General features: G+C 71.4%; 26 protein-coding genes and 1 riboswitch. Of the genes, 8 read left to right on the top strand and 18 right to left on the bottom strand.

Annotated elements, in window-relative coordinates; translation table 11 throughout:
• Positions 1-299 precede the first annotated feature (299 nt).
• From ACFWBT_RS18620 to ACFWBT_RS18600, 5 genes are all read left to right on the top strand, one after another.
• Positions 300-1,037 carry an ABC transporter ATP-binding protein gene (locus ACFWBT_RS18620; RefSeq protein ID WP_385701479.1) on the top strand — a complete coding sequence of 246 codons (738 nt, stop codon included), beginning with the start codon at positions 300-302 and terminating at the stop codon, positions 1,035-1,037.
• Positions 1,019-2,650 (top strand): hypothetical protein, encoded by a 1,632-nt coding sequence (locus ACFWBT_RS18615; protein ID WP_385701476.1) that lies wholly within the window; start codon positions 1,019-1,021, stop codon positions 2,648-2,650. The genes ACFWBT_RS18620 and ACFWBT_RS18615 overlap by 19 nt, the downstream gene beginning before the upstream one ends.
• A 119-nt stretch (positions 2,651-2,769) precedes the next feature.
• Complete coding sequence (locus ACFWBT_RS18610; RefSeq protein WP_385701474.1) at positions 2,770-3,177, top strand: VOC family protein; 408 nt, start codon at positions 2,770-2,772, stop codon at positions 3,175-3,177.
• A 244-nt stretch (positions 3,178-3,421) separates the two neighbouring features.
• Positions 3,422-4,537: an LOG family protein gene (locus ACFWBT_RS18605; RefSeq protein WP_385701471.1), complete on the top strand. Its 1,116-nt coding sequence runs from the start codon at positions 3,422-3,424 to the stop codon at positions 4,535-4,537.
• 189 nt (positions 4,538-4,726) lie between these two features.
• Positions 4,727-5,386: an LAETG motif-containing sortase-dependent surface protein gene (locus ACFWBT_RS18600; RefSeq protein ID WP_385701469.1), complete on the top strand. Its 660-nt coding sequence runs from the start codon at positions 4,727-4,729 to the stop codon at positions 5,384-5,386.
• An 82-nt stretch (positions 5,387-5,468) separates the two neighbouring features.
• Here the strand turns inward: ACFWBT_RS18600 and ACFWBT_RS18595 are convergent, their stop codons facing one another.
• From ACFWBT_RS18595 to ACFWBT_RS18575, 5 genes are all read right to left on the bottom strand, one after another.
• Complete coding sequence (locus tag ACFWBT_RS18595) at positions 5,469-6,491, bottom strand: ABC transporter ATP-binding protein (protein ID WP_385701466.1); 1,023 nt, start codon at positions 6,489-6,491, stop codon at positions 5,469-5,471.
• A complete protein-coding gene (locus ACFWBT_RS18590) occupies positions 6,492-8,195 on the bottom strand; it encodes an ABC transporter permease (RefSeq protein WP_385701464.1) in 1,704 nt (567 codons plus the stop codon). It lies immediately after the preceding gene.
• Positions 8,171-9,259 carry a thiamine ABC transporter substrate binding subunit gene (locus tag ACFWBT_RS18585; RefSeq protein ID WP_385701462.1) on the bottom strand — a complete coding sequence of 363 codons (1,089 nt, stop codon included), beginning with the start codon at positions 9,257-9,259 and terminating at the stop codon, positions 8,171-8,173. Before ACFWBT_RS18585 ends, ACFWBT_RS18590 begins: the two co-directional genes overlap by 25 nt.
• Positions 9,260-9,334: 75 nt before the next feature.
• Positions 9,335-9,440: riboswitch (TPP riboswitch) on the bottom strand.
• Between the two features lie 40 nt (positions 9,441-9,480).
• On the bottom strand, positions 9,481-10,587 hold the full coding sequence (gene rlmN, locus ACFWBT_RS18580) for a 23S rRNA (adenine(2503)-C(2))-methyltransferase RlmN (RefSeq protein ID WP_385701460.1): 1,107 nt from the start codon (positions 10,585-10,587) through the stop codon (positions 9,481-9,483).
• A 613-nt stretch (positions 10,588-11,200) separates the two neighbouring features.
• Entirely contained in the window at positions 11,201-11,674 is a 474-nt protein-coding gene (locus tag ACFWBT_RS18575) for a carboxymuconolactone decarboxylase family protein (RefSeq protein WP_385701458.1), read from the bottom strand.
• Between the two features lie 189 nt (positions 11,675-11,863).
• Between ACFWBT_RS18575 and ACFWBT_RS18570 the strand changes: the two genes are divergently transcribed.
• Both ACFWBT_RS18570 and ACFWBT_RS18565 read left to right on the top strand, forming a co-directional pair.
• Positions 11,864-12,208: a DUF6233 domain-containing protein gene (locus ACFWBT_RS18570; RefSeq protein ID WP_385701456.1), complete on the top strand. Its 345-nt coding sequence runs from the start codon at positions 11,864-11,866 to the stop codon at positions 12,206-12,208.
• Entirely contained in the window at positions 12,205-12,483 is a 279-nt protein-coding gene (locus ACFWBT_RS18565; RefSeq protein ID WP_385701454.1) for a hypothetical protein, read from the top strand. Before ACFWBT_RS18570 ends, ACFWBT_RS18565 begins: the two co-directional genes overlap by 4 nt.
• Positions 12,484-12,615: 132 nt before the next feature.
• On the opposite strand, the gene ACFWBT_RS18560 is transcribed toward ACFWBT_RS18565, so the two are convergent.
• The 5 genes from ACFWBT_RS18560 to rpsB form a co-directional block, all read right to left on the bottom strand.
• Positions 12,616-13,755 carry a phosphatidate cytidylyltransferase gene (locus ACFWBT_RS18560; protein WP_385701452.1) on the bottom strand — a complete coding sequence of 380 codons (1,140 nt, stop codon included), beginning with the start codon at positions 13,753-13,755 and terminating at the stop codon, positions 12,616-12,618.
• On the bottom strand, positions 13,755-14,312 hold the full coding sequence (gene frr / locus ACFWBT_RS18555) for a ribosome recycling factor (RefSeq protein ID WP_266763198.1): 558 nt from the start codon (positions 14,310-14,312) through the stop codon (positions 13,755-13,757). Before frr ends, ACFWBT_RS18560 begins: the two co-directional genes overlap by 1 nt.
• A gap of 172 nt (positions 14,313-14,484) precedes the next feature.
• A complete protein-coding gene (pyrH, locus tag ACFWBT_RS18550) occupies positions 14,485-15,255 on the bottom strand; it encodes a UMP kinase (RefSeq protein ID WP_266763197.1) in 771 nt (256 codons plus the stop codon).
• A 183-nt stretch (positions 15,256-15,438) separates the two neighbouring features.
• Positions 15,439-16,275, bottom strand: a complete 837-nt coding sequence (gene tsf / locus ACFWBT_RS18545) for a translation elongation factor Ts (RefSeq protein ID WP_385701450.1) — start codon at positions 16,273-16,275, stop codon at positions 15,439-15,441.
• Positions 16,276-16,371: 96 nt separating this feature from the next.
• Complete coding sequence (gene rpsB / locus ACFWBT_RS18540) at positions 16,372-17,331, bottom strand: 30S ribosomal protein S2 (protein ID WP_385701447.1); 960 nt, start codon at positions 17,329-17,331, stop codon at positions 16,372-16,374.
• Between the two features lie 270 nt (positions 17,332-17,601).
• On the opposite strand from rpsB, the gene ACFWBT_RS18535 reads away from it, so the two are divergent.
• Positions 17,602-18,342, top strand: a complete 741-nt coding sequence (locus ACFWBT_RS18535; protein WP_385701444.1) for a murein hydrolase activator EnvC family protein — start codon at positions 17,602-17,604, stop codon at positions 18,340-18,342.
• Between the two features lie 63 nt (positions 18,343-18,405).
• On the opposite strand, the gene ACFWBT_RS18530 is transcribed toward ACFWBT_RS18535, so the two are convergent.
• The 8 genes from ACFWBT_RS18530 to lepB form a co-directional block, all read right to left on the bottom strand.
• Positions 18,406-18,963: a TetR/AcrR family transcriptional regulator gene (locus ACFWBT_RS18530; RefSeq protein WP_385701499.1), complete on the bottom strand. Its 558-nt coding sequence runs from the start codon at positions 18,961-18,963 to the stop codon at positions 18,406-18,408.
• Between the two features lie 141 nt (positions 18,964-19,104).
• Complete coding sequence (gene whiG / locus ACFWBT_RS18525; protein ID WP_385701442.1) at positions 19,105-19,947, bottom strand: RNA polymerase sigma factor WhiG; 843 nt, start codon at positions 19,945-19,947, stop codon at positions 19,105-19,107.
• Positions 19,948-20,219: 272 nt separating this feature from the next.
• Positions 20,220-21,365, bottom strand: coding sequence for a DNA-processing protein DprA (gene dprA, locus ACFWBT_RS18520; protein WP_385701439.1), 1,146 nt, complete (start codon positions 21,363-21,365; stop codon positions 20,220-20,222).
• Positions 21,362-22,987 carry a YifB family Mg chelatase-like AAA ATPase gene (locus ACFWBT_RS18515; RefSeq protein WP_385701437.1) on the bottom strand — a complete coding sequence of 542 codons (1,626 nt, stop codon included), beginning with the start codon at positions 22,985-22,987 and terminating at the stop codon, positions 21,362-21,364. Before ACFWBT_RS18515 ends, dprA begins: the two co-directional genes overlap by 4 nt.
• Complete coding sequence (locus ACFWBT_RS18510; RefSeq protein ID WP_385701434.1) at positions 22,987-23,358, bottom strand: YraN family protein; 372 nt, start codon at positions 23,356-23,358, stop codon at positions 22,987-22,989. Before ACFWBT_RS18510 ends, ACFWBT_RS18515 begins: the two co-directional genes overlap by 1 nt.
• Positions 23,359-23,564: 206 nt before the next feature.
• The gene (locus ACFWBT_RS18505; RefSeq protein ID WP_003965949.1) at positions 23,565-23,873 is read right to left on the bottom strand and encodes a DUF2469 domain-containing protein; all 309 of its coding nucleotides are present in this window, start codon (positions 23,871-23,873) and stop codon (positions 23,565-23,567) included.
• 55 nt (positions 23,874-23,928) lie between these two features.
• A complete protein-coding gene (locus tag ACFWBT_RS18500) occupies positions 23,929-24,453 on the bottom strand; it encodes an NUDIX hydrolase (protein ID WP_385701432.1) in 525 nt (174 codons plus the stop codon).
• Positions 24,443-25,216 (bottom strand): signal peptidase I, encoded by a 774-nt coding sequence (gene lepB, locus ACFWBT_RS18495; protein WP_385701429.1) that lies wholly within the window; start codon positions 25,214-25,216, stop codon positions 24,443-24,445. The genes ACFWBT_RS18500 and lepB overlap by 11 nt, the downstream gene beginning before the upstream one ends.
• Between the last annotated feature and the right edge of the window lie 189 nt (positions 25,217-25,405).

The following is a 25,405-nucleotide window of genomic DNA, read 5'->3' as shown; positions in this document are numbered from 1 at the left end:
GCGCTGCCGATCCCGCACCTCGGATCCCGCACCTCGGATGCTCAGTCGCGGGCCCTGCTCCGCCGATCTCCCGTCGGCGGGCTCCGGCCCTCCGCGGAACTGATCAACACCGGCCCCGGTGGCGCCCGTTCGAGTGAGAATGGGCGGCCCGGGGCCGCGTGCTGTCCGGCCTCCCGGCCCCGACTCCCTAGCGTGCCCAGTGACCGATCGGCCCTGCCTTCGTTCCCCCGTCCGGGGGACCGAGCGACCTCGAAGAGGTCGCCGGGCACGGCACATCAGATCTGAACGAGGTGTACGCGATGGTGGCCCCGCCTGACAACGACGTGCTCTGGGCACGCGCCCTGCACGTCAAGCACAACGGCTCGCCCGCGCTCAGCGGTGTCTCGCTCGGCGTCCGTGAGGGCGAGATCCTCGCCGTCGGCGGCCCGCGCGGCAGCGGCAAGACGACCCTCCTGCGATGCCTGTCCGGCCAGCTGCTGCCTCAGCAGGGCGAGGTCTGGTTCAACAGCTCGCCCGTCCACACCATGGGCCCGCTCACCCGCGAGCGGCTGCGCCGCGACCGGTTCGCCTGGATCGATCCGGTCCCGTCCCTGGTCCCCGAGCTGAACGCCTGGGAGAACGCCGCCCTTCCGCTGATGCTGCGCGGCTGCGCCCGCCGGGCCGCCAAGACCGCCGCCCTGGAGTGGCTGGAGCGCCTCGACATCGGCGGCTGCGCCCGCAAACGCCCGCACGCCCTGCTCCAGGCCGAGCGGCAGCGCGTCGCCATCGCCCGCGCCCTCGCCCCCTCCCCCACCGTGCTGTTCGCCGACGAGCCGACGGCCCCGCTGCACCGCGCCGACCGCGCCCATGTGCTGCGTACGCTCACCACGGCAGCCCGCTCGCACGGCATCACCGTCGTCCTCGCCACCCACGACGCGGACACGGCGGCGCTCGCCGACCGCACGGTGTCGCTGCTCGACGGACGGCGTGTGAACACCGTCCACCTGCCCCCGGTCGCCGAGGCGGAAGGCCGGGCCGCGTGCTCGCTCTCCGTCTAGCCCGCGGGGGCAACCCCCTCGTCCAGCTCCGCCGGCTCCTGGTCGCCGCCGCCTCCGCGGGCACCGGGTTCCTGCTGCTGTGCACGCTGGGATACGCGATGAGCCATCCGGACGCCTCGGCCGCCGGCGCGCTGCGCCTGGCCTGGTGCGTCGCCCCCCTCGCCGCCACGGTCTACTTCGCCGTCGCGGTGGCCCGCACCGACCCCGGCACGCGCCCCCGGGCCGGCCTCTCCGCCATCGGCCTCGGCCCGGGCCGGCTGATGGCCATCTCCGCCGCCACCACGGCGCTGTCCACACTCCTCGGCTCGCTGCTCGCCCTGCTCCTCTTCCTCCACCTGCGCGGCGACCTGACCGGCATCCCGTTCGACGGCGCGGCGGCGGAGTTCCTGGCCGCCGGCCAGTCCCTGCCCCTGCCGGCGGCCCTGACGCTGCTCGTCCTGGTGCCGATCGCGGCCTCCGGCGCGGCCGCCCTGGTCCTGCGCCCCCGGCACAGCGGACCGCAGCGCACCGCCTGGTCGTACGGCCGCACCTGGATGTCGGCACGGCAGAACGCGGTCGCGACCGCTCCGCCGCGCGGGACCGCGCGGGGTGGACAGCCCGCGGGTGGGCGGCGCGGCGCGCCCACCGCCTCCGCCGGAACCGGCACGGCCGACGGATTCGAGGACGCGCTGGCGGACGCCGTGGCGAACACCGGGGGTGCGGCCCCGCCGCAGCCCGACCCCCGTACCCCGGACGCCGCCGCCGACGCCGACGCCGACGGCCCCGACTTCCACTGGACGGCCGAGGCGTACGCCGGCGAGGACACCCTTCGGGAGGCCGGCGGGAACACCGCTCAGGAGAACAGCACTCAGAGCGCTCAGAGGGTGGGTGCGCAGGACCGTTCGGCCGCCGTCACCCACGGGCACGCCGGGACACCCGCCGCGTACGAGGGTGCCGACCGGGCGCAGGCACACCTGGACCGGCGGCCGGTCGCCGAGGCCGACCTCCATCGGCTGCCGCCGCCGGAGACCTCTCCGAACGGGCTCCCCTGGGGCGCGGCCACACTGGCGGCCGGGCTGGCCGTGGAGACGTACGCGAGCCGTTCGGGGCCCGCGCCCGCGCTCGCGCTGCCCGGCGGTTTCGTCGGCGGTCCGGCCGGGGTGCTGCTCGGCTGGGTGCTGACGGCGCTCGGTCTGGCCCTCGCGGGACCCGCGATCACCTATCTGTGCGGGCGGCTGCTCCAGGCCGTACGCCCCGGCGCGCTGCGGCTGCTGGCCGGACGGGTGCTCCAGGCGGAGGCACGGCGCATCGGGCAGCCGCTGGGCGTGGTGTGCGCGGTGGCGTCGGGCGGGTTCGCCATGACGACGCTGTACACCGGTTCCCGGCCCGCGTTCGGTCCGCTGACCACCCTCGGGACCCTGCTGGTCGCCGGGTGCACGCTGCTGACGCTGGCGACCGCCGCCGTCGAGGCGAAGCAGGAGCGGGCGGACACCACGGCGGCCCTGCTGCGGCTGGGTGCGCCCACCGCGACGCTGCGCGGCGCCGCGGCCCTGCGTGTCGGCGCGCTGTTCGCCGTGTTCGCCCCGCTGACCTGGGCGGTCGCCGAGCTGGCCGCGCTTCCTCTGGCCCGCTGATCCGTCCACGGACCGGTCCACGCGATCGCGGAGGAAAAAGGTCCGTGCCGGGCGATGAGTTCCGGGCGGACCCCCGGTCTATCCCTGCGAACGGCACACCACTGACGGGAGACCCTCACATGTACCAGCAGATGATCTTCGTGAACCTGCCGGTGTCCGACGTGGACACCTCGAAGAAGTTCTTCACGGAGCTCGGCTACACGATCAACCCGCAGTTCTCCACCGACGACTGCGCCTGTGTGGTGATCAGCGACACGATCATCGCGATGATGCTCAGCAAGCAGCGCTACGCGGACTTCACCAAGAAGCAGATCGCGGACGCGACCAGGACCAGCGAGGTGCTGCTGTGTCTGAGCGCCGAGAGCCGCGAGAAGGTCGACGAGCTCGTCGACGGCGCGATCGCCGCGGGCGGCTCGGCGACCGGCGACACGCAGGACCAGGGCTTCATGTACGGCCGCGCCTTCGACGACCCGGACGGCCACACCTGGGAGGTCATGTGGATGGACCCGGCGGCGGTCCAGGGCTGAGTCCGGCCGTCCCGGTTCACCTCCCGGGGCCGGTGCGCGGTACGGGGGTCCGCGCACCGGCCTCGTGACGTCGGCCCCGGGAGCCCGGCTCGGGCCCCAGCCCGGTCCCGGCGTCCCGCGCGTCGCCCGGCACGGTGTCACCCGCGTGGCGGGTGCACGCGGCTGATACGACATCACCGGCAGCGTCGTGCCGGGTACCGCGAACCCCGGGTGTCCTCCGAACGGCAGCCCCTAGCATGGCCGCGTGCAGCCGACACCTCTCCACGCATCCCCTGACCGTGAGATCGAATCCCTCACCGAGTTCGACGAGGTCCTCTCGACGGGCGGCACGCTCGCCCGGTTCCGTGTCCAGGCGGTCGACCTGACGGGCCGTACGAAGGAACTGCTCTCCGTGGACACCACGGGTGCCGTGTTCCTGGGCTGCCCGATGGAGGCCGAGGCCGCCGCCGGTGTCCGGACCTCGGGCGCCCTCGTCTTCCCGCCCGTGCCGGGACTGCCCCTCGATCCCTACCGGGGCCATCTCTACTCCCCCGACGAGCTCTTCGCCTCGCTCGACGCGGGGTACGAGGCGACGCCCGACGCCCGTGCGTACGCCTGGTTCCAGCAGACCAAGGCCGACGGCGACATCTTCGCGTCGATGGTCCGCGCGGTGCACGACGACTCCGTGTCCGACGCGCTCGACGAACTCCTCGTCGGCGCACGGGTGGTCGGCGTGATGGGCGGCCACGCGATGGCACGCGGCACGGAGGCGTACGCGGGGGCCGCGCGGCTCGGCCGGGAGCTCGCGCGCTCCGGTCTCACGGTCGCCACCGGCGGCGGTCCGGGCGCCATGGAGGCGGCGAACCTCGGCGCGTACGCGGCTCCCTTCGACGACGGCATGCTCGACGAGGCGCTGCGCATTCTGGCGGCCGTCCCCTCGTTCACCCCCTCCGTCACCGACTGGGCGCGTGCGGCGTTCGCGGTGCGGGAACGCTGGCCGTCGGGTGGCCCCTCGGTCGGCATCCCCACCTGGTTCTACGGGCACGAACCGCCGAACGCCTTCGCCGCGCACCTGGCGAAGTACTTCGCCAACGCGACCCGTGAGGACGGGCTGCTGGCCCGCTCGAACGCGGGTGTCGTCTTCCTGCCGGGCGCCGCCGGGACCGTACAGGAGATCTTCGACAACGCGACCCCGAACTACTACGAGTCGAGGGGGGAGCCCACCCCCATGGTCCTGGTGGACCGTGCGCACTGGACCGAGAGGTATCCGGCCTGGCCGCTGCTCAGGGCGTTGGCGCGGGAGCGTGCGATGGAGCCGCGGATCGCGCTCGTCGACCGCGTTGATGACGCTCCGGAGGCACTCAAACACCTCGGCGGTTAATGACTCGGCAAAGCCAACGACGAGGCTGGGCATATGCATTGACAGCACTTAGGTGGCACTTATAAACCTGTGAAACTCCTGGGGGTGCTGTTGCCACGGAATGATTCGCAGCAAATCCCCCGATACCCCCCGCAGTTGCGCAACCTGTGAAGGGCAATCGTGTCCATATCTCGACGCACCGCACGTACCGTGCGAATCCTCGGCGTTGCCTCCGCCTCTGCCGCGCTCACGCTCGGCATCGCCGGCAACGCGCTCGCTTGCAACATCCGTGACTTCTCGGCCGCCGCTTCCTGCGACGGCGACGGGAAGGGCATCATCACCGTGACCGACACGGACGCCTCCGCCAAGGAAGCCACCGTCACGGTCTACCTCGAGTCGAACGGCGCCGACGAGCGGCAGGTCGGCGAGAAGAAGCTCACCGGCAGCGCCAAGGGCTCCACCGTCACGTTCTCGGAGGACTGGGCTCCCGGCGCCGAGTACCGGGTCCACATCACCGTTCCGAAGCTCGTCGACGCGGACGTCACGCCGATCACGACGGCGCCGTCCGATGCCTGCACCACGAAGTCGGAGTCCCCGTCGCCTTCGGAGAGCCCGGAGCCGTCGGAGACCCCCTCCGGCTCGGAGACGCCTTCCGACTCGGCGACCCCGTCGGACTCGGAGAGCAGCGCTGCCCCGGCGACGCCGGGCGACAACCAGCCGTCCGCGGCGGCCGGTGAGTCCAACCTCGCCGAGACCGGCGCGGACTCCAACACCCCGATGATCGCCGGTATCGCCGGTGCGCTCGTCGTCGTCGGTGGCGGAGCGGTCTTCTTCGGCATGCGCCGCCGCGGCGCCGCGAAGGCCAACTGACCCGCATCCAGTACGACCGTGTGGCCCCCCTCCTCAACCGGGGCGGGCCACACGGCTGTCCGGGCCCGACGGTCTCGGCGTACTACTCCCCGAGCACGACGATCTCGGCGGCGTCGAACTCCACCCCGACCACGTCACCGGGCTCCGGTGCGTCCCGCAGCGCGCACGCCGCCTCCAGCCGGGGCGCGTCCCGCGGCTGAAGCTGTACGGCGACGTGGGTGCCCCGGAAAGTGCGTGCGGCGACCGTGCAGCGCAGCCCGTCCGCCGGGGCCACGAGCCGTACACCGGCGGGCCGCACGAGGAGCGTGCCGGGTCCCTGGGGGGCGCCCTCGGGCACCGGGACCTTGCCCCACGGGGTGTCGGCGGCCGCCGCGCTCACCGTCGCCTCGACCACGTTGTCGAAGCCGAGGAAGCGGGCCACGAACGCGTCCGCGGGACGCTGCCAGACCTCAAGTGGCGTACCGGACTGGGCGATCCGCCCGTCGCGCATCACCACGACCCGGTCGGCGAGTGCGAAGGCCTCGCCCTGGTCGTGGGTGACCGCGAGCACCGTGGTCCCCAACTCGCCGAAGAGGTCACGGAGTTCGACGACCAGCCGTTCGCGCAGCGAGCGGTCCAGCTGGCCGAGCGGTTCGTCGAGCATCAGCAGACGGGGGCGGGGCGCCAGGGCACGGGCCAGCGCGACGCGCTGCTGCTCGCCCCCGGAGAGGGAGGCGACGGCGCGGCCGCGGGCTCCGGGCAGTCCGACCAGGTCCAGCAACTCCCCCACCCGGGCCGCCTGTCCGCTCCTCGACGTGCCGTGCATCCGCAGCCCGAAGGCCACGTTGCCGCCCACGTCCCGCTGTGGGAAGAGCTGATGGTCCTGGAACATCAGACCGACGCCCCGCTTGTGCGCGGGGACGCCCGCCTGGTCCTGTCCGTCCAGCAGCACGCGACCCGCGTCCAGGGCCTGCAGTCCGGCCACCGTCCGCAGCAGCGTGGACTTGCCGCTGCCGCTCGGCCCGAGCACGCACACGATCTCGTGCTCGGCGACATCGAGGTCGACGGCGTCGAGCACGGCCCGGCCGCCGAAGCGTACGGTCGCGCCCTGCAGACTCAGCAGCATCTAGAACTCCCCGGTCCGGTCTGTCCGCATCCGCTCCAACAGCAGCAGCGCCACCGCGCACACCACCATCAGAATCGTCGAGAGGGCCATCGCCTGGCCGTAGTTGAGATCGCCCGCCCGCCCGAGCAGCCGGGCCACGGCGACCGGCAGCGTCGGGTTGTCGGGCCGTGCGATGAAGACCGTCGCCCCGAACTCCCCGAGGGAGACGGCGAAGGCGAATCCGGCCGCGATCAGCAGCGCCCGCCGCACCATCGGCAGATCGACCTCGCGCCACACCCGCCACGGCGACGCCCCGAGCACGGCCGCGGCCTCCCGCAGCCGCCCGTCCACCGCGCGCAGCACGGGCAGCATCGTCCGTACGACGAAGGGGACACCCACCAGCGCCTGCGCCAGCGGAACCAGGATCCAGCTGCCGCGCAGATCCAGGGGCGGCTCGTCCAGCGCGATCAGGAACCCGAAACCCACGGTCACCGCGGAAACGCCGAGCGGCAGCATGAGCAGCGCGTCGAAGCCCCGCAGGAGGCGGCCGGCGCGCCGGGTGAGGGCCGCCGCCGCCAGACCGCCGATCACCACGGCGATGGCGGTGGCGGCGAGCGCGTACTCCAGCGAGTTGCCGATCGCCTCGATCGGGGCGACGAGGAAGACGCCTCCGTCGTCGTCGGCCAGCGCCCGGTAGTAACCGAGTCCCGGGGCGTCGAGGGAGCGCTGGACGAGAACCGCGAGCGGCAGCACGAGGAGGACGCCGATGCTGGCCAGCACTCCCGCGAGCAGCGCCCACTGCCCGGCCCCGCGCGGCCGGCGCGCGGTCGTCTCCGGGGCCACCAGACGCAGGGCGGTCTCCCGTCGGCGTACGGTCGCCGCGTGTACGGCGAGGATCACGCCCACCGCCACGAACTGGACGATCGTCAGCACCGCCGCCGTCGCGAGGTCGAAGATCTCGGAGGTCTGCCGGTAGATCTCGACCTCCAGGGTCGAGAACGTGGGGCCGCCGAGGATCTGCACCACACCGAACGAGGTGAAGGTGAAGAGGAAGACCATGAGGGCCGCTGCGGCCACGGCCGGCCCGAGCGCCGGCAGCGTCACCCTGCGCCACGCCGCGAAGCGCGAGGCGCCGAGCACGCGCGCGGCCTCCTCCTGGCGCGGGTCGAGCTGCGACCAGAGTCCGCCGACGGTCCGTACGACGACCGCGTAGTTGAAGAAGACGTGCGCGAGCAGGATCGCCCACACCGTGGTGTCGAGGCGCACACCCCACAGCTCGTCGAGCAGCCCGCCGCGGCCGACCAGCGCGAGGAACGCCGTGCCGACGACCACGGTGGGCAGCACGAAGGGCACGGTCACCACGGCCCGGAGAATCTGCTTGCCCCGGAAGTCGAAGCGCGCGAAGACATACGCGCCGGGGAGCGCGACCAGCAGCGTGAGCACCGTCGAGGCGAGCGCCTGCCAGGTGGTGAACCACAGCACGTGCCGGATGTCGGACTGGGCCGGCACCTCCCAGATCCGGCCCAGTTGCCAGCCGCCGTCCGCGTGGAGCCCGCGCGAGACGATCGCGACGACGGGGTAGGCGAAGAAGACGGCGAAGAACGCGACGGGCAGGGCCATCAGGCCGAGCCGCGCCGCGTTCCGCCCACGGGCCTTCGGCGGAGCTCCGCCGGTCCCGTCGGCTCGGCCTGCTCCCTCGGCTACTTCAGTACGAGCGAGGTCCACGACTTGACCCAGTGGTCGCGTTCGGCGGCGATCTTCTCGGGGGCCAGGGTCTCGGGGTCCTTGGCCGGCGGCCCGTACCGCGTGAACTCCGGCGGCACCTGCGCGGCCTCGCGCACCGGGTAGACGAACATGTTGAGCGGCATGTCGTCCTGGAACTCCTTGGTGAGCATGAAGTCGAGGAGCGCCTTGCCGCCCTTGGCGTTCGCGGCGCCGCTGAGCAGACCCGCGTACTCGACCTGCCGGAAGCAGGTGCCGGTCGCGACACCGGTCGGAGCGGTGCTGGGCTTCGGGTCGGCGTAGATGACCTCGGCGGGCGGCGAGGAGGCGTACGAGACGACGAGCGGCCGGTCGCCCTTGGCCTTCTTGCCGCCGGCGGACCCCGAGAACTCCTCGTTGTAGGCCTGCTCCCAGCCGTCCACGACCTTCACGCCGTTGGCCTTGAGCTTCTTCCAGTAGCCCTCCCAGCCCCCATCGCCGTAGTGCGCGGCGGAGCCGAGCAGGAAGCCGAGGCCGGGCGAGGACGTGGAGGCGTTCTCGGTGACGAGGAGGTCCTTGTACGCGGGCTTGACCAGGTCGTCGAAGGACTGCGGCGGCTTCAGCTTATGCTCGCTGAAGTAGGCCTTGTCGTAGTTGACGCAGATGTCGCCCGAGTCGATGGGCGTGACCCGGTGCTTGTCCTGGTCGGTCCGGTACTCGGGCAGGACCAGATCCGCGCCCTTGGCCACGTACGGCTGGAACAGCCCGTTGTCGAGCGCGCGGGAGAGCAGGGTGTTGTCGACGCCGAAGAAGACGTCGCCCTGCGGGTTGTCCTTGGTCAGGATGGCCTTGTTGACGGCCTGCCCGGCGTCGCCGTCCTTGAGGACCCGGACCTTGTACCCGGACTGCTTCTCGAAGTCCTTGAGCACGCTCTTCGACACGACGAACGAGTCGTGGCTGACGAGCGTGATCGTCTTCGGATCGCCCGAGCCGCCGGCGTCGGACGAGTCGCACGCGGACAGTGCCGGCAGCGTGACAAGGCCGAGCCCGACGGCCAGGGCCGCGAACCGCCTGTTGGTGATGCTCACTGATTCCTCCTGGGTGACCAGGAAGAGACGCGGCCCTGCCCGGGACCTCTGACGGTCCCGGGCAGGGCGCAACAGCTTGAGTAACGACCGAACTTCCTACCCAGAATGACCTGGGCAAGGTTCAGAGGGTCTGCGGGCTGTCCCGCACTCTCAGCGCTGTGGCGCTCCCCTGTCGGAATATGAAGATGTCGGAATACGAAGAGATACTGACTCGGCTCAGACTACCGCTCGGTCGCGGCGAGCTGACCACACGCTCCGTCGATCTCCTGGCCACGGGTGTCCCGGACGGTCACCGTCACGCCATGGGCGGCGATCGCCTCGACAAACGCCTTCTCGTCCTCGGGCCGCGAGGCGGTCCACTTCGAACCCGGGGTCGGGTTCAGCGGGATGAGGTTGACATGCACGGGCCTGCCCTTGAGCATCCGCCCGAGCCGGTCACCACGCCACGCCTGATCGTTGATGTCCCGGATCATCGCGTACTCGATGGACAGGCGCCGCCCGGACCTGTCCGCGTACTCCCAACCGGCGTCCAGCACCTCGCGCACCTTCCACCGTGTGTTCACGGGGACGAGGGTGTCGCGCAGCTCGTCGTCCGGGGCGTGCAGGGAGATCGCGAGCCGGCACTTGAAGCCCTCGTCGGAGAACCGGTTGATGGCGGGGACCAGCCCGACCGTCGACACGGTGATACCGCGCTGCGAGAGCCCGAGCCCGTCCGGCTCGGGGTCGGTGAGGGCCCGGATCGCTCCGACCACGCGCTTGTAGTTGGCGAGCGGCTCACCCATGCCCATGAAGACGATGTTGCTCAGCCGCGCGGGACCCCCGGGGATCTCGCCGTCGCGCAGCGCCCGCATACCGTCGACGATCTGGTGCACGATCTCGCCGGTCGACAGGTTCCGGTCGAGGCCGGCCTGCCCGGTGGCGCAGAACGGGCAGTTCATTCCGCAGCCCGCCTGCGAGCTGATGCACATGGTCACCCGGTCCGGGTACCGCATCAGCACGGACTCGACGAGCGTGCCGTCGAAGAGCCGCCACAGGGTCTTGCGCGTGGTGTCCTGGTCGGTCGACAGATGCCGTACGACCGTCATCAGCTCGGGAAGCAGCGCCTCCTGGAGCTTGCCGCGCGAGGCGGCCGGGATGTCCGTCCACTCTGCGGGGTCGTGCGCGAACCGGGCGAAGTAGTGCTGCGAGAGCTGCTTGGCGCGAAACGGCTTCTCACCGATCGCGGCAACCGCCTCTTTGCGCTCGGCAGGCGTGAGATCGGCAAGGTGCCGCGGCGGCTTCTTGGCTCCGCGCGGCGCGACAAAGGTGAGTTCTCCGGGTGCAGGCATAACTCTTCCAGTGTCGCAGATCGACTCGGGTGGCCCAGGCCGGACCGGGGTGCGGGCGGTTACCCACGGGTGCCCGCTGTCATCAGCAGTCGCCCCTGGGTCGCCCCGGAGCGACCCCGGGGCGACCCAGGGGACTCCTCGCGCCGGCGGATCGCACTCAGGGGCGCCGGGATCAATCGCACTCGGGGGCGCCGGGATCACCGGCCTGAACAGGAAGGCGCTTCTGCTGTACTTCTCGCCGTTCCCGCGGTTCATCGACTCCGCCGCGAGCCGGCCCGTTGCCGCGCGGAGGACTGCTCGGCATGCTCCACATGACCGCCTGCGCCCCGGTCCACCTCGCCGTCGGCGTCCTCGCCCGCACCGTGCTGAAGACGCGGCCATCGGCCGCCCGGGCGGTGGCCCGCGTCTCCGGTGCCAGCGACCGACGATCTCCAGACGGCGGGCAGCCCGGCGAGCGGTACAGCCGCCGACGCGGGGGCAGGTGGCGCGGGCCGCCGCTCCGAGCCCCCGCGAGAGGGGCGCCCGGAGCGCGTGCGGCCGCGGCCACCGTCGACGGCCCGGACGGGTCCCCCGGCGGTCCCGAGCAGACCCGGACGGCCCGAGCGGTCGCGGGTTACGCGAACTGGCCGGGCTGGTAGCCGCCCGCGGGCTGCTGGACGATGACGTTCCCGCGGTTGAACGCGTTGATGACGGCGATGCAGCACACCAGCGCGGCGAGCTGCTCCTCGTCGTAGTACTTGGCGGCGTTCGCCCAGCACTCGTCCGTGACCCCGCCGGCCGCGTCGGCGATGCGGGTGCCCTGCTCCGTCAGCTCCAGGGCGGCGCGCTCGGCGTCGGTGAACACCGTGGCCTCCCGCCAGGCCGCGACCAGGTTGAGACGCACCGAGGTCTCACCCGCGGCGGTGGCGTCCTTGGTGTGCATGTCGGTGCAGAACCCGCAGCCGTTGATCTGGCTGGCGCGCAGCTTCACCAGTTCCTGCGTCGCGGCCGGCAGACCCGAGTCCTCGAGCGCCTTGCCCGCGGCGACGATGTGCCTGGTGAACTTGGCCGCGACCGGGCTGGCGAAGAGGTTCAACCGAGCTTCCATGATGCGCTCCTGTGTCGTCGTTCGTGGTTACACCTCTTCGACGGAACGCTCCCCCACGATGTGACACGCCTGAATGTGACCTGCGTCTCCTCGCCGCGACCGGGAGGGCCACCAGCGCCAACCCCGGCGACGACAGCGACACGGGCAGAGTGCTGCCACGACGTCACGCCAAGCCCTAGAATCGAATACGTGTACGAATCAGTGTCTCGCCTGGAGCACTTGCGCAGCGTCCGCGCATGGCTGCTCTGGCAACTGCGCCGCACCGACGCCACCATCGCCGAACTGGAGCGGCAGGAAGTCATGGCCACCCGCGCCGCCCGCGCCTTGCCCCCACCGCCCCGCGGATGGAAGCTCGCGATGCGGCGTGCGGGCGACGGCAGGGCCACCCCCGACGCCGTCCACACGGGCGACTGCGGCATGGCGGGAAAGAACACGAAACCACTGGCACGCGAGCAGGCCCTCAGGGCGCTCACCGAAGACGGCGTCACGGCCTGCCCGTACTGCCGCCCCGACACGGATCTGGGTGTCCTGTGAACCACGAAAACGCACAGCCCGAGGATGGGTGCGGCGCACCCATCGTCGTCCAGCGCGCGGCGGGAACCGGCGGCCGCCGGGTGACGATCCGCGCCCGGAACGCCGGCATCGCCCACAGCGACGCCGATCTGGTCGAGTTCCTGCGCCGGGCGGGCCTCCCGGACGCGGGGGACCTCCTGGACGATCCGCGCTGGGTGGAATGGCAGGACGGCCGGCCACACGAATACGACACCACCCCTCCCGGTCACATGGATCACGGTGCGGTGATCAGATGACCCGAAGGGGTGGTGTCGTAGCGGTGCACGGAGTAGCGGTGCACGGAGTAGCTGAGTGCGGAGTGGCCGTGCACGGAGTAGCTGAGTGCGAAGTGGCTGGGTGCGGAGTGGCTGGGTGCGGGAGAGCGCCGATCAGCCGGATCCGACGAAGAGCACGAGCAGCAGCCAGACCACCGGAGCCGTCGGGAGCAAGGAGTCCAGACGGTCCATGATGCCGCCGTGGCCCGGCAGCAGGGTGCCCATGTCCTTGATGCCGAGGTCCCGCTTGATCATGGACTCGCCGAGGTCACCCAGCGTGGCGCTGGCCGCGACCGCGAGGCCGAGGATCAGACCCTGCCACCAGGTGCCGTCGTCGATCAGGTACTGCATGCACAGCGCACCCGCCGCCATCGCGAAGCTGACCGCTCCGAACAGACCCTCACGGGTCTTTCCGGGGCTGATCCGCGGCGCCAGCTTGTGCTTGCCGAAGCGCCAGCCGATGGCGTACGCACCCGTGTCGCTGACCACCGTCAGCAGCAGGAAGGTCAGCACGCGGCGCGGGCCGTCGTCGGCCGTGAGCATCATGGCCACGAAGGTCGCCAGGAACGGCACGTAGAAGGCCGCGAAGACCCCCGCCGTGACGTCCTTGAGGTAGCCCTCGGGCGGTTCCGTCATCCGCCAGACCAGGACGGCCAGTGCGGTGAGCGCCATGGCGACCCACGCGCCCTCGGCACCGCGCACGTATCCGGCGACGACCATGGCGGCCCCGCCGAGTGCCAGCGGCACGAGGGGCGCCTTGATGCCCTTGCGCTCCTCCAGCCGTGAGGTGAGCTCCCAGAGCCCCACCACCACGGCGACCGCTATCACGCCGACGAAGACGGCCTTGACGACGAACAACGAGGCGACGATCACCGCACCGAGCCCGACGCCCACTCCTATGGCCGCGCCCAGGTCGCGTCCCGCACTCTTCTTCTGAGGTGCGGGGGCGGGCTGGGGGGCGGCGCTGGGCATGGGCTCCTGCGAAATCTGCGGGTTGTGTGACGGATCCCCGTAGGGCGCCGTCGTCGGTGTCTCGTCGCGGACCGAAGGGCCGCTCAGCCGAGCGGCCCCCCTGTCGTCATCCTGGTCTCCGCCATGTGCGGGTACGTCGGGCACGGTGGGCATGGGCCGAGTGTGCTGCGCGTCATGCGCATCGTACGTGGGACCCGCCGGGGTTGCCCCCTGGACAGGTCCCTGCTCGGACGGCCCCCAGTACCCGGCTTGTGGCGGCGCCCCCCAGGAAGAGTCGTTCATCAGACCTCGAGCAGCTCCGCTTCCTTGTGCTTCAGGAGCTCGTCCACCTGGGCGACGTACTTCGCCGTGGTGTCGTCGAGCTCCTTCTCCGCGCGACGGACCTCGTCCTCGCCGGACTCCTTGTCCTTGACGAGCTTGTCGAGAGCGTCCTTCGCCTTGCGGCGCACGGCGCGGATCGAGACCTTGGCGTCCTCGCCCTTGGTCCGCGCGACCTTGATGTACTCCTTGCGACGCTCTTCCGTCAGCTCGGGGAACGTCACCCGGATGATGTTGCCGTCGTTGCTGGGGTTGACGCCCAGGTCGGAGTCACGGATCGCCTGCTCGATGTTGCGCAGCGCGCTCTTGTCGAACGGGGTCACCACGGCCATGCGCGGCTCCGGCACCGAGAACGAGGCCAGCTGGTTGATCGGCGTCAGCGCGCCGTAGTAGTCGGCCACGATCTTGTTGAACATCGCCGGGTGCGCACGGCCGGTGCGGATCGCGGCGAAGTCCTCCTTGGCGACCACGACGGCCTTCTCCATCTTCTCCTCGGCCTCGAGGAGGGTCTCTTCGATCACCACTTGCTCCTGCGTGTCTTGAGTAGGCCCGGCAGCTGTTTCCTCGTCGGGGTCGGCGGCCGGCTGCGTCGCGTCTTATTACTGCACGGTTCCGGACCGGCAGGACATTGTCCATCCCCCGGTCAGGGTCCGTCCTGGACCGGGACTTGTGCCCGGTCCGGAGCGTTCCCCGTCAGGCGCGGCCGCTCTGGTCGCCCACGAGTGTGCCGATCTTCTCACCCTTGACCGCCCGCGCGATATTGCCCTCCGCCAGGAGCTCGAAGACCAGGATCGGCAGCTTGTTGTCCCGGCACAGCGTGATGGCGGTCATGTCGGCGACCTTGAGGTCCCGGGTGATGACCTCGCCGTAGCTGAGCGAGTCGAACTTGACGGCCTCGGGGTTGGTCTTCGGGTCGGAGTCGTAGACACCGTCCACGCCGTTCTTGCCCATGAGGAGCGCCTCGGCGTCGATCTCCAGGGCGCGCTGGGCGGCCGTGGTGTCGGTGGAGAAGTACGGCATGCCCATGCCGGCGCCGAAGATGACCACACGGCCCTTCTCCAGGTGCCGCACGCCGCGCAGCGGGATGTACGGCTCCGCGACCTGGCCCATGGTGATGGCGGTCTGGACGCGGCTGTCGATGCCCTCCTTCTCCAGGAAGTCCTGGAGAGCGAGGCAGTTCATGACCGTGCCGAGCATGCCCATGTAGTCGGAGCGCGCCCGGTCCATGCCGCGCTGCTGGAGTTCGGCCCCGCGGAAGAAGTTGCCGCCGCCGATGACGACGGCGATCTGGGCACCGCCGCGCACGACGGCCGCGATCTCGCGGGCGATCTTGTGCACCACGTCGGGATCGACGCCCAGTCCGCCGCCACCGGCGAACGCCTCGCCGGAAAGCTTCAGCAGAAAGCGTCCCGCGCCTTTGCCGTCGTCGGTCTTATCGCCCTTGCCGGCCTGGGTGGTGGTCATGGAGATCTCCTCATGGTGCACATACGAAGAAGGCCATTGCCGGTGGGGTGTTGTTCGCATCCCATGCTCGGCAATGGCCTCCTCGTCAGATCTGCTGTCGTCCGGCACCCGCGCGTGGGTGCCGGCGTACGCGGACGACTGCTGTCGACCCTATCGGGGTCGCGCGTCGATCGCTGTACGGACTCAGATGCCGACCTTGATGCGCGAGAAGCGCTTCAGGGTGACACCGGCCTCGTCCAGAACCTTCTGGACGGACTTCTTGTTGTCGAGCGCGTACGGCTGACCGAGGAGGGTGGCCTCCTTGAAGAAGCCGTTGACCCGACCCTCGACGATCTTGGGGAGGGCGGCCTCGGGCTTGCCCTCGGCGCGGGTGGTCTCCTCGGCGACGCGACGCTCGGTCTCGACGACCTCGGCCGGGACGTCCTCACGGGAGAGGTACTTCGGCGCGAAGGCGGCGATGTGCTGCGCGATGCCCTTGGCGAGGTCGGCGTCGGCCTTGTCCAGCTCGACCAGGACACCGATCTGCGGGGGCAGGTCGGGCATGGTGCGGTGCATGTACGCGGACACGTAGGCGCCGGAGAACTGGGCGAAGCGGTCCAGGACGATCTTCTCGCCCAGGTTGGCGTTGGCCTCGTCGACGAACGCCTGAACCGTCTTGCCGGTCTCGATCTCGGACGCGAGGAGCGCCTCGAGGTCGGCCGGGGAGGTGGCGGCGACGTGCTGGGCGATCTGGTTGGCGACGGCCTGGAACTTCTCGCCCTTGGCGACGAAGTCCGTCTCGCACTTCAGCTCGACCAGGACACCGGAGGTGTTGTCGTCAGCGATGATGGAGACCACGGCGCCGTTCTCGGCGGAGCGGCCCTCGCGCTTGGCGACGCCCTTCTGGCCCTTGATCCGCAGCGCCTCGACGGCCTTGTCGACGTTGCCGTCGGCCTCGTCCAGCGCCTTCTTGCAGTCCATCATGCCGGCGCCGGTGAGCTCACGGAGCTTCTTGACGTCGGCGGCGGTGTAGTTCGCCATGATTCCTGGAATCTCTCTCGAAGTCTGAAGATCTACGGGACGAACGGCGGGGGCTTTGTGGGCCCCCGCCGTTCACAAACCCGAAGGGGTGAGGGGTCAGGCCTGCTCGGCGTCCGTGGCCGGCGCCTCGGCGGCGGGGGCCTCGGCGGCGGGGGCCTCGGCAGCAACCTCGGCGTCCGCGGCGGGAGCCTCGGCCTCGGCCTCGGCGGCCGGAACCTCGGCCTGCTCGGCGTCGGCGACCTTCTCCGTCTCGGCGGAGGTCTGGACCTCGGCGTCGTCGGCCTTCTTCTCGCCCTCGAGCAGGTCGCGCTCCCACGCGGCGAGCGGCTCGCCCGCGGCCTTGTCACCCGCGGCCTTACCGGCGCCGGAGCGCGAGATGAGGCCCTCGGCGACGGCGTCGGCGATCACGCGGGTGAGCAGGGTGACGGAGCGGATCGCGTCGTCGTTGCCCGGGATCTTGTAGTCGACCTCGTCGGGGTCACAGTTGGTGTCGAGGATGGCGACGACCGGGATGTTGAGCTTCCGGGCCTCGCCGACCGCGATGTGCTCCTTCTTGGTGTCCACGATCCAGACGGCGCTGGGCACCTTCTGCATCTCGCGGATACCACCGAGGGTCTTCTCCAGCTTGGCCTTCTCGCGCGAGAGCACGAGAAGCTCCTTCTTGGTGAGACCGGAGGCGGCGACGTCCTCGAAGTCGATCTGCTCGAGCTCCTTGAGGCGCTGCAGACGCTTGTAGACGGTCGAGAAGTTGGTGAGCATGCCGCCCAGCCAGCGCTGGTTGACGTAGGGCATGCCGACGCGGGTGGCCTGCTCCGCGATGGCCTCCTGCGCCTGCTTCTTCGTGCCGACGAACATGACCGTGCCGCCGTGGGCGACGGTCTCCTTGACGAACTCGTAGGCGCGGTCGATGTACGACAGCGACTGGAGCAGGTCGATGATGTAGATGCCGTTGCGCTCCGTGAAGATGAAGCGCTTCATCTTCGGGTTCCAACGACGGGTCTGGTGACCGAAGTGGACGCCGCTTTCCAGCAGCTCCCGCATCGTGACGACGGCCATGGCCGTTCTCCTCGGTTTTCTCGGTTGTACCGCGTGTGCCGGACGGCACACGCGCCTGACGCCCGCGATGCGCCTTGCCACAAAGGACCGAGAGGCGCTGACACCGGTCGGTGACGACCAGGTGCCGGGGCGTGCGAAGTCGACTCGGTGACCCGAATCGCCATCAGAAGTGTACGGGACCCGAGAGGGGCCGGGTGACGCCGCTGTCCACAACCGGCCGGTACTCCACAGATCCCGTTCATGATCCGCTCGATGCGGGACGGTTCTCGCATGCGAGTGAACCGATGTGCGCGTACCTGGCCGGGCCTGCTCCTGGGCCTGACCCTGACCGTCCTGGGCGCCCAGCCTCCCTCGACCCTGGCCCACTCGGCCCTGGCCCACTCGGCCCTGGCCCATGGGAGCGGCCCCGCACCCCCGCCCCCGGCCGCCGTGCCGGGCACCGGCTCCACCGTCCCGTCCGCAGCGGACGGGACCCTTCCGCCGGGAGGCGACTCGACTGTTCGAGCGGCGACCGACTCGGCCGTCCCGCCGGCAGCCGACCCCTCCGTCCCGGCGGTCGCCCGCGCCTGGCCCGTGGGTGTCCGCCCGTCCGTCGTCCGGGGCTGGGAACCCCCGGCGACGGCCTACTCCCGGGGTCATCGCGGTGTCGACCTCGCGGCCGTCCCCGGCGCTCCGGTGCGCGCCGCCGCACCCGGCCGGGTCTCCTTCGCCGGCCGGGTCGCGGGCCGCGGGGTGGTCTCGGTGGAGCTGTCGGACACGGGAGCGCCCCCGCTGCGGACGACGTACGGTCCGGTGCGGGCCTCGGTGCGCAAGGGCGACGAGGTCCTCGCGGGCGAGGTACTGGGCGCCTTGGAGACGACGGACGCCCACTGCGGGCCGACCGCCTGTCTGCACTGGGGGCTGCTCAGAGACAGGACCTACCTGAACCCGCTGTCCCTGCTCCCGCCGTGGCTCCTGAGCACGGGCCCGTCCCGCCTGCTCCCGCTCGGCGAGAGCGACGCGCGGCCCTGACCCACGGCCCGGGAGGGCCGCTCCGGCCCGGCGGGGCTCAGCCCCGCACACCACCGGCGGGACTCAGCCCCGGACGCCTCGCAGGGCCATCGTGACGGCCGCCTCCGTGATCGCCGAGGGGTCCTCGGCGGCCCCCAGTTCGATGCGCCGCACCGCGGCGTCCACCACGCCCTGCAGGAGCATCGCGGCCAGCCGCGGCTCGGCGTGCCCCATCGCGCCGAGCGCCTCGCCGATCATCGTGACCAGCCCGCCGTGCGCCGCCCGGATCTTCTCCCGGGCCCCCGCGTCGAGTTCGCTCGCGGAGATGGCGACCACGGCCCGGTGCCGCCGGTCCCCGACCAGGGCGAGCTGCCGGCGTACGTACGCCTCGACCTTCCCCTCGGGGCCGTCCGCCGCCGCCATCGCCGACGACACCTCGGCCGCCCAGACGGGAAAGTCGACCTCGCACAGCTCCTCGACGACGGCCGCCCTGGACCGGAAGTACTCGTACACGGAGGAACGCGCGAGTCCCGTGCGCTCCGCGAGCGCCGGGAAGGTCAGCGCTTCCGTCCCGCCCTCGGACAACAGGGACCGGGCAGCGTCCAGCAGGGCGGCTCGCTGCATCGACCGGTGCTCGGCCACGGAGGCCGCTCGAATCCTTGGCACGTCAACCACTGTACGGACGCGCCGCCGCGGACGGGAGCCACTCGACCCAGCCGACCGCGCCGCGCCGGTCGCCGGGCCGCGACACCAGGGCGGCCCGGCGCCACGGCACCACCCGGGTCAGCGCCCGAAACTGGCCAGCTTGGCGCGCAGCTGGAGCACCGACTTGGTGTGGATCTGACTCACCCGGCTCTCGGTCACCCCGAGCACATTGCCGATCTCCGCGAGGGTGAGCCCTTCGTAGTAGTAGAGCGTGACCACGGTCTTCTCCCGGTCGGGCAGCGTGTTGATCGCCCGCGCCAGAAGCCTGCGCAGCTCCCGGTCCTCCGCCACCTCGACCGGATTGTCGGCGGCCGTGTCCTCCAGCGTGTCCATCAGACTCAGCCGGTCGCCGCCCTCGCCGCCCACGTGCAGCAGCTCCTCCAGCGCCACCACGTTGGCCAGCGACAACTGGCTGAACACCGCGTGGAGTTCCTCCACACCGATGCCCATCTCCGCGGCCACCTCACCCTCCGAGGGGGTGCGCCGCAGCCGGGCCTCCAGCGTCGCGTAGGCACGCTCCACATTGCGCGCCTTCTGCCGCACCGACCGGGGGATCCAGTCCAGTGCCCGCAGTTCGTCGATCATCGCGCCACGGATGCGGGTGATCGCGTACGTCTCGAACTTGATCTCCCGCTCGATGTCGAACTTCTCGATCGCGTCGATCAGCCCGAAGACCCCCGACGAGACGAAGTCCGCCTGTTCGACGTTGGCCGGCAGACCCACACTGACCCGGCCCGCGACGTACTTCACCAACGGTGAGTAGTGCAGGATCAGCTGCTCCCGCAGCCGCTCGTCACCGGTCGACTTGTACGACCGCCACAGCTCGTCGAGCGAGGTGGGCGCGGGCGGACGCACGCTGCCGCCGTCGCGGGCGGCTGGCGGGATCGCCGTCCGGTCGGACCCGGAGGTGTGCTGGGGCATGCGTCGCCTTGTGCCGTTCTGCCGTGAACTGTGGAGTGACTGGGTGTCCTGTCGGCGTCATGCCGAGATCGCGTGCCTGCTTCGGATCCTTGTGAGCGTAGCGTGACTGGACTGTCGCAGTGCGCGAAGAGCGGGCTGTCACCCGCACGCGAAGACTTTCCCCGGCGCGTCCCGCGGAGGCATGACGGTTGCCCTGCGTGACCACCGAGGGCCGCCAACTGCAGTTATTCCCAAGGGTGTCGGCGTTCCCCCGGACGGCCGAACACGCTCGGTCAGCATCGCTCCCGATCATCGCGGACGGAGGTCACCGCCTGGCGTGTCAACTTCCAGCCGTCGCCGTGTCGTTCGACGAAACCAAGTGCTCGGAGTTCGTACAGCCTCCCGACCGCGTCGTCCGTGGTGGTCACCGCTCTCCGGGCGATCTCCGGGGCCTCCGCGGAACCCCGCGCCGGCAGGGCGGCCAGGACACGTCCCGCACCCGGGTGCAGCAGGTCGCGCGGCAGCACGGGTCCTCGCCGGTCCGGTGCCAGCTCGCCCATGTCACCGACCAGTTCGGCGACTTCCGCCGCGTCGGAGACCAGGACGGCCTCCCCGCGCAGCAGTTCGTGCACCCCCGCGGAGAGTCCGCTGGTGGCGGGTCCCGGCACGCCCATCGTGAACCGCCCCAGACGCTGCGCCGAGCGGGCCGTGACCAGGGCTCCGCTGCGGTACGCCGCCTCGACGACCACGGTGCCCCGGGTGAGCGCCGCGATGACCCGGTTCCTGAGGATGAATCTGCTCGGCGTCGGATGCTCGCCGGGTGGCAACTCCCCCACCACGAGTCCCTGTTCCGCGATTCTGGTGATCAGCTGGGTGTGCCCGCGCGGGTAGGGCCGGTCGACCCCGCAGGCGAGCACGGCGACGGTGGCGCCGCCCGCCCCGAGGGCGCCCCGGTGCGCGGCACCGTCGATGCCGTACGCACCGCCGGACACCACCACCCAGCCCCGCTCCGCGAGTCCGGCGCCGAGGGTGGCCGCCATGTGCGCGCCGTACTCGGTGCAGGCCCGGGCGCCGACGACCGCGACGGACCGCAGGGCCCATATCCGCAGGGCGGCCCGCCCCCGCACCCACAGGCCGACGGGCCGGGCGTCCCCCAGGTCGTCGAGCTGCGCGGGCCATTCGGATTCACCGGGACAGATGAACCGCACCCCGGCGTCCCGGGCGAGGGCGAGGTCCCGCTCCGGGTCGGCGCGCCCCGCCCGGGCCCTCAGCCCCGCCCACCGCTTGTCGGTCATTCCCCGAGGCTGCCCCTCGTGCCCGTACAGCCACCGGACCGCCTCCCGGGCCCCGACCTCCCGGAGCCAGCGCCCGCAGACCTCGTCTCCCGGTTCGACGACCCGGGAGAGCGTGACGCGGGCCCTGCGCTCGTCGTCCGTCATGCCGGCGAGCCGATCGCCATCGGTACCCCGCGCGGGATTCCGGTGCGCAGCTGGAGGGCCAGGGCGACGTCCCCGGCGTCGGGCCGGTCGTGTCCCGACAGGTCCGCGACCGTCCACGCGACGCGGAGCACCCGGTCCAGCCCGCGGGCCGTCAGCAGCCCGCGCTCCAGGCCCCGCTCGGCCTCGTCCATCGCTCCCGGCCGTGCCTGCCAGCGGCCCCGCAGCTCGTGTCCCGGCACCTCGCTGTTGGTGAGCCAGGGGGTTCCCGTCAGGCGCGCGGCGGCTCGCTCGCGGGCGGCTCGCACCCGGTCCGCGACCGTCCTGGTCGACTCGCCGCGCGCGCCGCGTGCGGTGAGTTCGGCGCGGGTGACCGGCTCGACCTCGACGCGCAGATCGACCCGGTCGAGCAGCGGTCCGGAGAGCCTCGCCTGGTAGCGGCGGATGGCGGAGGGCGGGCACTCGCAGTAGTCGTTCGTCGTGCTGAAGCGGCCACAGGGGCAGGGGTTGGCGGCCAGCACCATCAGGAACTTCGCGGGGAACCGTACGACACCGGCGCTGCGCGCGATCACCACGTGCCCGGCTTCCAGCGGCTGCCGCAGGGCGTCCAGCGCGAAGCCGCTGAATTCCGGTGCCTCGTCGAGGAAGAGCACCCCGCGATGCGACAGGGACACCGCGCCGGGCCGTGCCAGTCCCTTGCCGCCGCCGACGAGCGACTGCATGGTCGCGGAATGGTGGGGTGCGCAGTAGGGCGCGACGTCCACCATCGGTTTGCCCGGTGGCAGCAGGCCGGCGACGGAGTGGATCGCCGTCACCTCCAGGGATTCCTGCCGGGACAGCCGTGGCATGAGCGACGGCATCCGCTCGGCCAGCATCGTCTTGCCCGCGCCGGGCGGTCCTTGGAGGAAGACGTGATGGCCTCCCGCCGCCGCGACCTCCATCGCGGTGCGTGCCGACAGCTGGCCCACCACGTCCCCGAGGTCGTGGTCCCGGTCGTGCTCCGGCACGGCGATGCCGCACAGGCCGGTGGCCTCGCCCGTACCGGGCACGCGCAGGCCGGCCAGCAGGGGGTCCGGGCGGCCCTGCTCGTCCGGATCCTCCTCGGGCACCGGTTCGTCCGCGAGCACCGCGATCAGCTGACGCAGGCTGCGGACCCCGAGCACCGAGACGCCCGGCACCAGTGAGGCCTCGGCCGCCGCGCACTCCGGCACCACCACCTGCTCGTATCCGGCGTCCGCCGCGGCGAGCACGGCCGGCAGGATGCCCCGGACCGGCCGCACCCTGCCGTCGAGCCCCAGCTCCCCGATCATCACGATGTCGGCGAGCACACGGGGATCGATCCGCTCGGAGGCGCCCAGCACCGCGCAGGCCACGGCGAGATCGAAACCCGAACCGCCCTTGGGCACGGAGGCCGGACTCAGCCCCACCGTCAGCTTCTTCTGCGGCCAGGACGCGCCGGAATTGACCACCGCGGCCCGGACCCGGTCGCGGCTCTCCGTCAGGCTCTTGTCGGGGAGCCCCACCAGCGTGAAGGCCGCGATGCCCGGCTCCAGGTCCGCCTGGACCTCGACGACGACGCCCTCCACGCCCACCAGAGCGACCGAACACGTACGCGCGAACCCCATCAGGCCACCCCCCGCGCGTGCTCGACCAGGGGCGCGCCGCGCTCGGGGAGGACGACGCCGATCAGGTCGATGCGGACACCGCCCGGTGGGGCTCCGCCGTGTTCCTGGAGCCAGCGTTCGGCCAGGCCGCGCAGTCGCTGGGCCTTCGCCGGGGAGACGGCCGCCATCGGATGCTGGAACGCGCCCGCCGTGCGGGTCTTGACCTCGCAGACGACCAGCGCGTCGCCGTCCCGGGCCACGATGTCGATCTCGCCGGTCCTGCCGCAGCGCCAGTTGCGTGCCAGGACGGTCATGCCGGTCTCGGTCAGGCGTCGGGCGGCCAACTCCTCGCCGTACGCGCCCAGTGCTTTGCGTGCCTCGGATGTCTTCATGTCGGCACCACCTCCGGCACCGACACTGAGGCCATGTCACCCAGCTATTGGATCTTGGTGGACGAGCGGGTGATTGTGGAAATCTCCGTCACCCGCCCGAGCCATTCACGCGATCACCGCTCGGCATCGGCCGCCGGGGGAAGCCGCCGGCCGGGGGTCCCCGCCCCTCCCCGAACCCCTCAGCCCGCGGTCCGGCCGTCCGGACTTCAGCCGCCCGGCAGTTCCAGATCGCTCTTGTTCAGTTCCTCGATGTTCACGTCCTTGAATGTCAGGACGCGTACCTGTTTCACGAAGCGAGCGGGCCGGTACATGTCCCACACCCAGGCGTCCGCCATGGACACCTCGAAAAACACCTCACCCTGGACTGAGTGCACCTGCATCTCGTAGTCGTTGGTGAGGTAGAAGCGCCGTTCGGTCTCGATCACATATTTGAACAGACCGACGACATCGCGGTACTCCCGATAGAGCTTCAGCTCCATCTCGGTCTCGTACTTCTCGAGGTCCTCGGCGCTCATGGCATGTTCCCCTTCAGCCGTGCGTCCCCCTATTGTGCGCCAGCCCCGAGAGCCCCTAGACGATTTCCGTGTCGAGGACCTCGGGCGTGGCCGGGGGGCCCTCGTCGAGCACCCTGCGCAGCAGCTCGGCGAGCTTGGTCGGATACACCGTCTCATGTGCCTCGGTCAGTTCCCGGCACGTCCACCAGCGCGCTCCGGCGACGCTGCGCCGCTCCAGGTCCGTCAGCCCCGTGGCGGCCGTGGCCGTCTGGGTGGTACGGGCGAGGAAGTACCACTCGTCCTGGTCCCAGCGCCGCCCCGCGAACGGGAACGAGCAGATCCGCCGCCACAGCACCGGGCCCAGTTCGACCTCTGTGATACCGGTCTCCTCCACGAGTTCCCGCAGAGCGGCCTGCTCCCGGGTCTCGTCGCCCTCCAGACCACCGCCCGGCGTGAACCACCAGTCGTCCGAGGGATCGTCCGGCTCGTGACCGTGCAGCAGCAGGACGCGGTCCCGCGGGTCGAGCAGGACGACCCGGGCGACCTTGCGCAGCCCGCCCGGATACGGGTCCTCGCCCCCGTCCGCAGCCTCAGCGGGCACCGGCGGACTCCGTGCCCGTACGAGAACGGCCCACCCTCTTGGCGACGGGCCCGTAGGCCGCGCCGCCCAGCACGAGCACGGCGCCGGCGATCACCAGGGCGACGTTCGTGCGGAGCGGTCCCGGCTGGGACAGGGCGCCGAGCGCCTCGAAGCCGGTGGGGCGCTCGAGCATGCCGTTCATCGGCCAGGCGACGGCGTCGACCCGGGCCGTCACCGCGCCGACCGCCACGGTGCCGCCGGCCGCGTCCGTGAGATGAGCGGTGGAGTCCAGGGAGCCCTGCCGCTCGTCACCGAGCAGGAACAGCCGCCCCTTCGGGACCTTCACGGCCGGGAAGTCCGTGATCTCGGCGAGGCTTCCCTCGGCCAGATACGGTTCGTCGATCTGCTTGCCGTTGACGGTCAGCTTGCCCTTGGTGCAGCAGGAGACCGTGTCTCCGCCGACGGCGACCACGCGCTTGACCACCGACGTGCCGGTGACCCAGGTCTTGTCCTTGAAGACGACGACGTCACCCCGGCGGATGTCGCTCCCGTCGACGCGCTGGGCCAGCACGCGGTCGCCCACGTTGATCGTCGGCGACATCGAACTCGTGGGGACGGTGTACGGCAGATAGACCACCGCTCCCCAGGCGAATCCGCCGAGGAACAGCACCAGGCCCAGCGCGACGGCCAGTCCGGACAGCCGCTGTCCGGCCTTGCTGCCCACCGGGCCCTTGCCTGCGCCACCGCTGCGCGGGGCCGTACGTATTGCGCTCTCGCCACCCATGGGTCCGCACCTTACCCGGGGGTACGGTGCGGGGTCAGCCCATGGACCGGATCGCGATCACCGCCCGGGAACGGAGGTGCGGGACTTGCGCCGGCCATCCGTTCGTCCGCCCATCCCGCACGTCCGCCCCTCCGAACGCCCGCGCCCCCGGAAACGAGCGGGGCCGGCCGGTCCGGAGGAATCCGGACC

The sequence above is a fragment of the Streptomyces sp. NPDC060027 genome (assembly GCF_042737005.1).
In the GTDB taxonomy this organism is placed as follows: domain Bacteria; phylum Actinomycetota; class Actinomycetes; order Streptomycetales; family Streptomycetaceae; genus Streptomyces.
Note: the sequence above shows the minus strand (reverse complement) of the source record. Positions and strands in the feature narration are given on the sequence as shown.